This window comes from Streptomyces sp. NPDC051320, from assembly GCF_040682175.1.
Lineage (GTDB): Bacteria > Actinomycetota > Actinomycetes > Streptomycetales > Streptomycetaceae > Streptomyces.
In genome coordinates, this window is sequence record NZ_JBFBAL010000039.1 from 1 (window position 1) to 8,710 (window position 8,710).

Below are 8,710 nucleotides of genomic sequence, written 5' to 3' on the forward strand. Positions count from 1 at the left end.
GGATCCCGGGATACCGAAACAAGTCCCACGTACCCCCGAGGTCGTCCCGCGCCTCGAGCATGACGAACGACTTCCCGGGGTGCACCGTCGTCAGTGGGTAGGGCTGCAACCCAACGTCAGCTGCGCTCGTGACGCCGGCGGTTCCGGACTTCGCTCCAGTGTCCGGAAACGCCGCCCCCTTCAGGCGGCGTTTCGCGCAGCCTCACCCAGGAAGGCCCTCAGCATCGCGCAGGCGGTCGCCGTGTCACGCAGCGTGCGCCCCTTGTCGCCGCTCGTGAGCATCTGCAGCGAAAGCCCGTCGACCAGGGCGATCGCAACCCTCACCGTGGAGTGCAGCTCCTCGTCCGAGAGCGTCATGTCAGCCTGGCGGAAATGGTCTTCCGACCTGTTGTAAAAGGCCTTGTAGAAGCCGGCGGAAAGCTCAGGGTCGTAGCGCTCGGCCCACAGCAGGATCTCGAGCATGGCCCGCGTCCGGACGGGGTGCTCCACACACCACCGCATAGCGCGCGTCAAGAGCCGCTCGGCGACCTGCCCCAGGCTCGCCTTCCTGTCCTCCGACAGATCGACGCCGACGGGCAGCTCGTCGGAGAGCTGCTCGAACACGGCGAGCAGGAGATTCTCCTTGTTCTGGAAGCAGTAATGGAGGGAGGCAAGAGGCGCCTTGGCCTCATCGGCGATCTTCCGGGTGGTGGCTCCGTCGGCACCCTCGCGAGCGATCACCCGCACAGCCGCCTCGATCAACTGCTCCCGCCGCGCCTCCGCCGACACGTATGCCATCCCACACTCCCAATAAGTGACTCAGTCGTTTGAACCACTTGAACGGTACCACGTCTCTCCTTCCGCCTTCGACGAAACCGCGTGGCCAGTGCCGCTCCGACGTCGCCGGCGCCAAGGCTTCCAACCTGTTGGAGTCCAAAGACACTTCGGTCCATATCGTCTTGCCGGCCGGTGTGTAGCGGGTTCCCCAGGTTTGAGTCAGTTGTGCGACGACGAGGAGGCCGCGGCCTCCTCCATCCTCCATCGCGGCTCGCCACAGGTGCGGGGAGGTGTGTCCGCCGTCGGAGACTTCGACGATCAGTCCACGTTCCCGGATCAGCCGCAGTCGGATCGGGGGGCGCCCGTAGCGGATCGCGTTGGTGACCAGTTCGCTGACGACGAGCTCGACAGTGAACGATGCGCCCTCGTTTACTGCCCACTGTTCGAGCCGTTCGCAGACCAACGACCGCGACCGGGCCACGTCGCCGGGATCGTCGCGTATGTCCCACGTGGACACCCGGTCCTCGGCCAGGGCGTGCACCCGGACCAGGAGCAAGGCGGCGTCGTCCTCCGGCGGCCGCGGCAGCAACGCGGCGGTGACGTTGTCGCAGAGGTCTTCCAACGGGCCGCGGTCAGAACGGGAGACCGCCTCGCACAAGGCGCGATTCCCGACATCGATATCCCTGTCTCGACTCTCCACCATCCCGTCGGTGTAGAGCGCGAGCACAGCGTCTTCCGGCAGCTGGACTTCCGTGCTCTCAAAGGGAAGGCCACCCAGGCCCAGCGGCGGCCCGGCAGGGAGGTCAAGGAGTTCGGCGCGTCCGCCGGGGGTGACCAGCACTAGCGGAGGATGACCCGCTCGCGCCACGACGCAGATACGCGAAGCCGGGCCGTAGATCGCGTAAAGGCAGGTGACGCCGAACGCCTGGTCCTCCGCCTCATCCGCCGTCCGGACGGCGCCGGACTGCACCACCAGGTCGTCCAGGCGGGCGAGAAGTTCCTCGGGCGCGAGATCGAGCGCCGCAAGGGCGGCCACAGTGGTGCGCAGACGCCCCATGGTGGCGGCAGCGTTCATTCCATGGCCCGCCACATCCCCGACCACAAGCCCGACGCGCGCCCCGGACAGCGGGATGACGTCGTACCCACACGTTTCCCAAGGTCAGCGCACTCGCCCGCGCGGCTTCAGCGGGGTGGCGGGGAGCTCCGGGGCGGACAGTCGGGCGCCTTCGTAGCCGTGGACCCCGCCGAACCGCGAGCTCTCCTCCCAGTCCTCGCGCGCTTGTGCGATCTCATCACCGGATCGGCCGATGAAGTTCCCCACAGCACGCTCCTCGATGGCGTTTACTCAGGTCAACGGTTCGTTGAACGGCTAAAGGTCGGCAAAGTGGCAGCGTCGGCACCTTGCTGCCCCTGCGGTCTTCCGCCCCGGGCGCGGGCAAGCACCGTCGGAACGGCGGACACAGGTGACACAGGCGGCCATCGCCGTCGCCCCCAGGGACCGGCCCCATCGGCACAGGTGTGGGCGAACGCTCGCATCCTCCTGACCACCCTCCGGACGGCGGCAGGCCGGGTTGGCCGGCCTCGTACGGGCGCCGGTCAGGCCGCGCCCACCATCATGCGCGTCATGGCGCGGTAGCGCTCCGCCAGTTGCTGCGGGGTGTATTCGCCCTCGGGCCGATACCACTGGGAGACGCCGGTACACATGGTCACGATCGCCCTGCTGACCTCGCGCGGGTATTCGGTCGTGAATTCCTTCCGCTCGACGCCGTCCTGGAGCACCTGGTCCATCAGACGCTGCTGGCGGTCACGGGCGCCGATGTAGGTGTCGCGCACCTCTCCCGCGAGGCTGCGGATCTCGCTGTAGGCGATGAACGCGAGCTCCCGCCGGTGGGCATGGAACAGCACGAGGCACTCCACGAGCAGGTCGAGCCGTCGCCGGACGTCGGAACCGACTTCCTCCAGGGCTGCGGTGCTGCGCTCCCACAGGTCGTCCATGGCGTGTGAGACGATCGCGACGAGCAGGTCCTGCTTCGCCGGGTAGTGGTGGTAAAGCCCCGGCACCGAGAGCTCCGCACGCGCGGCCACTTCCCGGACCGTCGTGCCGTGGTAGCCGTGCTCCATGAAGCACCTCAGCGCGCTCATGAGGATCGGCGGCAGTCCGCTGCCCTGGTACGACCTCCAGTCCGCTCTGGCGTCGGCCTCCATCACAGCCCTCCTTCCCCCGGATGCTGATCGCGTCGGCACAGTATGCAGTGCCGCCCCGCCCTGCCCGGCAGCAGCCCTCTTGACATACCTCAGGCACTTCCCTTCACTTTACCGAACGGCCGCTCGGTAACCGAGCGACCGATCGGTACGCCGTTGGCCTTGCGGCCCGGCTTCCCTCGAAGGACTGATTCATGAGCGACCACCCCAACCATCAGGGCCGTTTCTCGGGCCGAACCGCCATCGTGACCGGCGCCAGCCGGGGTATCGGTCTTGCCGTCGCCGAGCGCCTCGTCACCGAAGGGGCGCGCGTGTGTCTCACCGCGCGCAAGGCCGGGCCCCTCGAGGAGGCCGCGGCTGCTCTCCCTCCGGGGAGCGTCATCACGGTCGCCGGGAAGGCCGACGATCCCGACCACCGCCGCGAGGTCCTCGACACGGTCGCGGAGGAGTTCGGCCGGCTCGACGTCCTGGTGAACAACGCGGGCATCAACCCGGCGTACGGCCCCGTCGTCGGCCTGGACCTCGATGTCGCCCGCAAGGTGCTTGAGGTCAACGTCCTCGCCACCCTCGCCTGGGTCCAGGGCGCGGTGGCCCACCCGAAGCTCGGTTTCACCGAGCGCCAGGGCACCGTCGTGAACCTCTCCTCGGTGACCGGCGACACCCCCGCACCCGGCATCGGTCTCTACGGCGTGAGCAAGGCGGCGGTGTCCCACCTGACCAGGACCCTGGCCGTCGAGCTCGGCCCTGAGATCCGTGTCAACGCCGTGGCTCCGGCCGTGGTGAAGACGCGGTTCGCCGAAGCCTTGTACGAGGGCAAGGAGGCCGAGGTCGCCGAGGGGTATCCGCTGCGGCGCATGGGCGTCCCTTCGGACATCGCCTCCGCCGTCGCCTACCTGGCCTCGACGGACTCCTCCTGGGTCACCGGCCACGTTCTCACCGTCGACGGCGGCCTCACGGTCGCCGGCGGCACCGCGTGACGACCCCGCCAACCCCCGAAAGGACTGTCATGACTTTCACCCACCTTCCCCCCGAAGTGGCGGAGCTGCGTGAGCGCACCCGCCGGTTCGTCCGCGAGGTCGTCGTCGACTCCGAGCCCGCACCGGGCGGACGTCTCGACCAGGTCACCCGAGACCGGCTGCAGGCGGCGGCGAAGGACGCTGGCGTCTTCGCGCCCCACGTGCCGAAGGAGTACGGCGGGCAAGGGGTGCCCATCGAGCACTGGTCGCCGATCCTTCAAGAGGCCGGTTACTCGCCGATCGGCCCCAGCGCGCTCAACTGCATGGCCCCCGACGAGGGGAACATGCACATGCTCAACCTGATCGCGACCGAAGAGCAGAAGAAGCGCTATCTCGCGCCTCTGGCCGCGGGGGACGTACGGTCGTGCTTCGGCATGACCGAGCCCCACCCCGGAGCCGGATCCGACCCGGCGGCACTGCGGACCAAGGCCGTGCGCACCGCGGGCGGCTGGATCATCGACGGCCACAAGCGGTTCACCAGCGGCGCCGTCGGCGCCGGCTTCTGCATCGTGATGGCACGGACCCCGGCGCTGGACGGCTCCCCCGAAGGGGCCACCATGTTCCTCGTCGACATGACCAACCCCGGCATCCGGATCGGCGAGGCGATCCACACCATCGACCGCTCCATCGACGGCGGCCACCCGCACGTGTACATCGAGAACTGCTTCGTCCCCGACGAGGCGGTGCTCGGCGAGGTGGGCCTCGGCTTCCGCTACGCCCAGGTGCGGCTCGGACCGGCCCGTCTCACCCACTGCATGCGATGGCTGGGACTGGCGCGCCGGGCACACGACATCGCCCTGGACCGGGCCGGGAAGCGAGAGCTGTTCGGTGGTCCGATCGACTCGCTCGGCCTGGCACAGCACCTGATCGCCGAGTCCGTGATCGACATCGAGACCTCCGACGCGATCATCACCAAGACCGCGGCACTGCTGCACGGCGATCCGAAGGCGGGGTCCGCGATGTCGTCGATCGCGAAGGTCCACTGCTCCGAGGCGATCTTCCGGGTGATCGACCGATCCATCCAGATCTGCGGCGGGGACGGAGTCTCCGACGGGCTCCCGCTGGCGCAGTACCTCAACGAGGTCCGCCCGTTCCGCATCTACGACGGCTCCAACGAGACCCACCGGTGGGTCATCGCCCGCCGGGCCTCGGCCGGCCGCGCCGCCGCGGTCCGCGCCGGTGAGCCGTACCGGGGCGACGCCGTCGTCGGCCGGGACGGGGGCGCGTGATGGAAACCGTCCCCGACGGCGTGGAAGTCGTCGCGAGCTGGGAGAAGGCCCGCCACCTCGACAGCCCTCCACTCCTGGTCCTCGACGCGGTCACCGGCTTCTTCGACGCACACGGCATCGGCACCGGCCCGCTGGCGTGGCAGCGCATCGGCGACGGCCAGTCCAACGTCACCTATCTGATCGAGCGGGGTGGCGAGTGCGTCGTCCTGCGCCGCGGCCCGCGCCCGCCGCTGCCGAAGTCGACGCACGACATGGTGCGCGAGGCCCGCATCCAGAAGGTCCTCGGCGGGCACGGGGTGCCGGTGCCGGAGATCCTCGCGGTGTGCGAGGACGAGTCGCTTCTGGGGGTGCCGTTCTACCTCATGTCCCGGATCGACGGGACGGTCATCACCGACACGATCCCGACCCATCTCTCCCCCGCCGAACAGCGCCGGGCCACCAGCGAGGCGGTCGTCGACACCCTCGTGGCCCTGCACGGCATCGACGTGACCGGAGGGGAGCTCGCCACCCTGGGCTCCCCCGATGGGTACCTCCGGCGCCAGGTCGAGAGGTTCCACGGGCTCTGGGAGGTCAACACCACCCGCAGCCTGCCGGCGGTGGAGCGCATCTCGGACTGGCTGGCACGCAACCTGCCGGCGAGCCAGGCGGCCTCGGTGGTGCACGGCGACTACCGCATGGGCAACCTCATGTTCGCCCCACAGGCGCCCGCCAAGGTCCTCGCGATCCTGGACTGGGAGATGGCGACCCTCGGTGACCCGCTGGCGGACCTGGGTTACCTCACCGCCACCTACTCCGAGGCGGGCCACCCCACCACCCCGCTCGAACTCACCAAGGTGACCCGGTCCCCCGGCTACCTCACCCAGCGCCAGCTGGCAGAGCGCTACCAGCACCACACGGGCCTCGATCTGACGTCGCTGCCGTGGTACCAGACCCTCGCGCTGTGGAAGGCGGCGATCTTCTGCGAGGCCATCTACACCCGCTGGCAGCGTGGTGAGCGTCCCCACGACACGGCCTTCGGGCCCTCGCTCGAGACGGGAGTCCCCCGTCTGCTGGAGCGGGCCGGGCAATACGCCAGCCTGACGGCGACCGGTTGCCGCTGACAGCCGACGGTGCCGGCCGCTCCTTGTTGCCGATAGTGGCGAGGCCTCCCTCACGGAGGCCTCACCACCATCGAGTTCGGGGTCGGCGCCCCGCGGACTCAGCCGGTGACACCACTCCGTTCGGTTCGCCGGATCCGGGCGGTCCGCCTCCACGGACGCGCGCTGCCGAGCCATCCCAGGAGGAAGGCCGTCGGGACGGAGACCAGCCCGGGGGCGCCGAGCGGGAAAAAGTCGAAGTCCTCCTGGGGCAGGAGCGCGTAGACCGTCCCGGAAACACCGGGGGAGAAAAGGGTCAGGAGTATGCAGAGGGACAGTCCTCCGTACACCTGCCACAGAAGCCCTCGCCGGTTGAAGCCGGTCCAGAGGAAGGAGTAGACGAGCGCGGGGAACACGCACGAGGCCGCGACGCTCATGGAGAACGCGAGGAGGAACTCGATCGGGTAGCGGTGTGCTGCGACGGTGAGGACCAGACTTACCGCGCAGAGCGCGACGACGGAGAGCCGCAGGACTCCCAGCTCGCCGATGGCGCTCCTGGAACGGTCCTTCCGTCCGAACAGGTCGCGGGCCATGGAGACGGCGGCGGCGAAGGTCACGGCGGCCACGGCCGTGAGGACGGCGAGGAAGGCGACGCAGGCCACGAGGGTGATGAGTACGACCCGGCCCGTGGAATGGTGGGGCAGGACGCTCGATGCCAGCAGGATCAGGGCTCCCTGTCCCTTCGCGTCGACCGCCCCGATCTGTCCGCTGCCCACCACCGCGGCCGCGGCGAAGCCCGTCGTGATCAGGAGCAGGAAGAAGAGACCGCTCAGTGCTACGGCGATGCTCATGGAGCGCCGGGCGGCGGGCACGTCCCGGCCGGCGCTGACGCGCAGGATCAGGTGGGGCATCATCGCGGTGCCGAGGATGACGACGATGTGGTCGCTGATCGCGCTGAGTGGCCCGAGACCCGTGGCGTGCGCCCACAACCCGGGACTGAGGTATGCGTGCGGGGACGTGCTCTTGTGCACGGCGGCCGAGAGCAGGTCTCCGGGACTCCAGGCGAAGACGCGGAGCGCCAGCAGGGTCACCACGGCGAGCGTCGTCAGGGCCACGGGCACCTTGACGACCTGCACGAAGCTGGTGCCGCGCAGATCGGCCACGCCGGCGAAGCATGCGATGAGGCATCCCATTATGACCGTGCACACCACCTGGGCCGTCTCGCTCGGCATGCCGATCAGGAGAGCCGTGGTGACGCCGCCGGCCCGCAGTTGGACCATGAGCAGAGGGACGGCGATGCACAGGGTGACCACCGCGCCCGCCGTCCGCACACCGGGCCCCTCAACACGCAGGGAGAACAGCTGTCCGAGGGTGTAGCGGCCGGTGGCACGGATCCTCGGGGTGAGGAGAAGGAAGACGCCGAGGGCGATGGCGCTGTCGACGGCGATCGAGACCCCGTCGTAGCCGAAGAGGGAGATCGACCCAGGCAGCGTGACCAGGATGACGACCGTGATCTGTTCTCCGGCCATGGCGACGCCGTTGAAGACGGGGGCGAGGGACCGGTCGGCGACGTAGAGGCCTTCCAGGTCGTCGCCCTGGGTGGCGAGGGTGAAGACCCACAGGAGGCAGACGCCGATGAAGACGAGGAACGCGCTGATCACGGCGCCCCTTGCCTCGGAACCGATCGGGTCGAGCGAGCCGACGCCCAGGAGGTAAGGGGTCATCACGCGCCCCCGGCCGCAGGAGAGGCGGCGGTCGTCGCCGACGCCGATGTGCAGGAGGCGACTCGGTGCTCGTACCAGCATGTCCCGCCGACGAGGACGGCGAGCTGCACGAATGCCCATCCCAGGCCGAGCGTGAGGCGTCCGTACACGGCGGTCGCTCCGAGGGTCGTGGAACAGGAGAGCAGGACGCCGACGGCGAGCGGCAGCGCGTTGATCGTGACCAGCATCCGCGTGTCACCGGGGGACGAGTGGGGCGCTGGCGTGGGAAGCCCCCGTCGCGGGACGGGGGGCCGGGAGGAAACGGAGGGCACGGGACCTCTCTCCGGAAGAAGGAAGACGGCCACGGCGCACGGGGGTGGGGAGCGGTCGCAGCCGTCGGGGACGGGCGACAGGAGTCGGTCGGCTGCGGCCCACACCGATCGGGAGAGGCGCGGCCTGATGCCGAGGCGCCGGTCTGGCGTCACAACGGCAATTGATGAGGGTGGGTTGCCTTACGGCGTGGCCCAGGAGGCCGGGTACAGGCGTGGGAGACGCCGGGCGCGCGGGGTGTCGGTCAGGATGTCGACGACATCGGGCAGCGTGCGGCGGTCAGCCCGCTGCGGGCCTCGGCAGCTGACGCAGGATCTTGTCGAGGGCGTCGGCGGTGGCGTCGATGTCCGCCTGGCGGTGCGCTGTGCTGAGGAAGATCTTGGCCGAAGGCATGAACA

8 protein-coding genes and 1 pseudogene are annotated in these 8,710 nt (G+C 69.5%); 3 read left to right on the plus strand and 6 right to left on the minus strand.

The genetic code is table 11. From position 1 onward, the window contains the following. Positions 1-180 precede the first annotated feature (180 nt). From AB0M87_RS33005 to AB0M87_RS33020, 4 genes and pseudogenes are all read right to left on the minus strand, one after another. Positions 181-720, minus strand: a complete 540-nt coding sequence (locus AB0M87_RS33005) for a helix-turn-helix domain-containing protein (RefSeq protein WP_365859538.1) — start codon at positions 718-720, stop codon at positions 181-183. Continuing rightward, the gene (locus AB0M87_RS33010) at positions 668-1,888 is read right to left on the minus strand and encodes an ATP-binding SpoIIE family protein phosphatase (protein ID WP_365859552.1); all 1,221 of its coding nucleotides are present in this window, start codon (positions 1,886-1,888) and stop codon (positions 668-670) included. Before AB0M87_RS33010 ends, AB0M87_RS33005 begins: the two co-directional genes overlap by 53 nt. 27 nt (positions 1,889-1,915) lie before the next feature. After that, positions 1,916-2,071, minus strand: a pseudogene (locus AB0M87_RS33015) (pirin family protein); the annotation flags it as partial. 281 nt (positions 2,072-2,352) lie between these two features. Further along, positions 2,353-2,961, minus strand: coding sequence for a TetR/AcrR family transcriptional regulator (locus tag AB0M87_RS33020; RefSeq protein ID WP_365859540.1), 609 nt, complete (start codon positions 2,959-2,961; stop codon positions 2,353-2,355). 191 nt (positions 2,962-3,152) lie between these two features. Between AB0M87_RS33020 and AB0M87_RS33025 the strand changes: the two genes are divergently transcribed. Genes AB0M87_RS33025 through AB0M87_RS33035 form a run of 3 tightly spaced genes read left to right on the plus strand, consistent with a single transcriptional unit; the run spans position 3,153 to position 6,303 of the window. Further along, entirely contained in the window at positions 3,153-3,935 is a 783-nt protein-coding gene (locus tag AB0M87_RS33025; RefSeq protein WP_365859542.1) for an SDR family oxidoreductase, read from the plus strand. A 29-nt stretch (positions 3,936-3,964) separates the two neighbouring features. Beyond that, a complete protein-coding gene (locus tag AB0M87_RS33030) occupies positions 3,965-5,203 on the plus strand; it encodes an acyl-CoA dehydrogenase family protein (protein WP_365859544.1) in 1,239 nt (412 codons plus the stop codon). Further along, complete coding sequence (locus tag AB0M87_RS33035; RefSeq protein WP_365859546.1) at positions 5,203-6,303, plus strand: phosphotransferase family protein; 1,101 nt, start codon at positions 5,203-5,205, stop codon at positions 6,301-6,303. Before AB0M87_RS33030 ends, AB0M87_RS33035 begins: the two co-directional genes overlap by 1 nt. A 98-nt stretch (positions 6,304-6,401) precedes the next feature. On the opposite strand, the gene AB0M87_RS33040 is transcribed toward AB0M87_RS33035, so the two are convergent. Together AB0M87_RS33040 and AB0M87_RS33045 are read right to left on the minus strand one after the other, a co-directional pair. Then, entirely contained in the window at positions 6,402-8,003 is a 1,602-nt protein-coding gene (locus tag AB0M87_RS33040) for a transporter (protein WP_365859548.1), read from the minus strand. Then, the gene (locus tag AB0M87_RS33045) at positions 8,003-8,230 is read right to left on the minus strand and encodes a hypothetical protein (RefSeq protein WP_365859550.1); all 228 of its coding nucleotides are present in this window, start codon (positions 8,228-8,230) and stop codon (positions 8,003-8,005) included. Before AB0M87_RS33045 ends, AB0M87_RS33040 begins: the two co-directional genes overlap by 1 nt. Positions 8,231-8,710 lie beyond the last annotated feature (480 nt).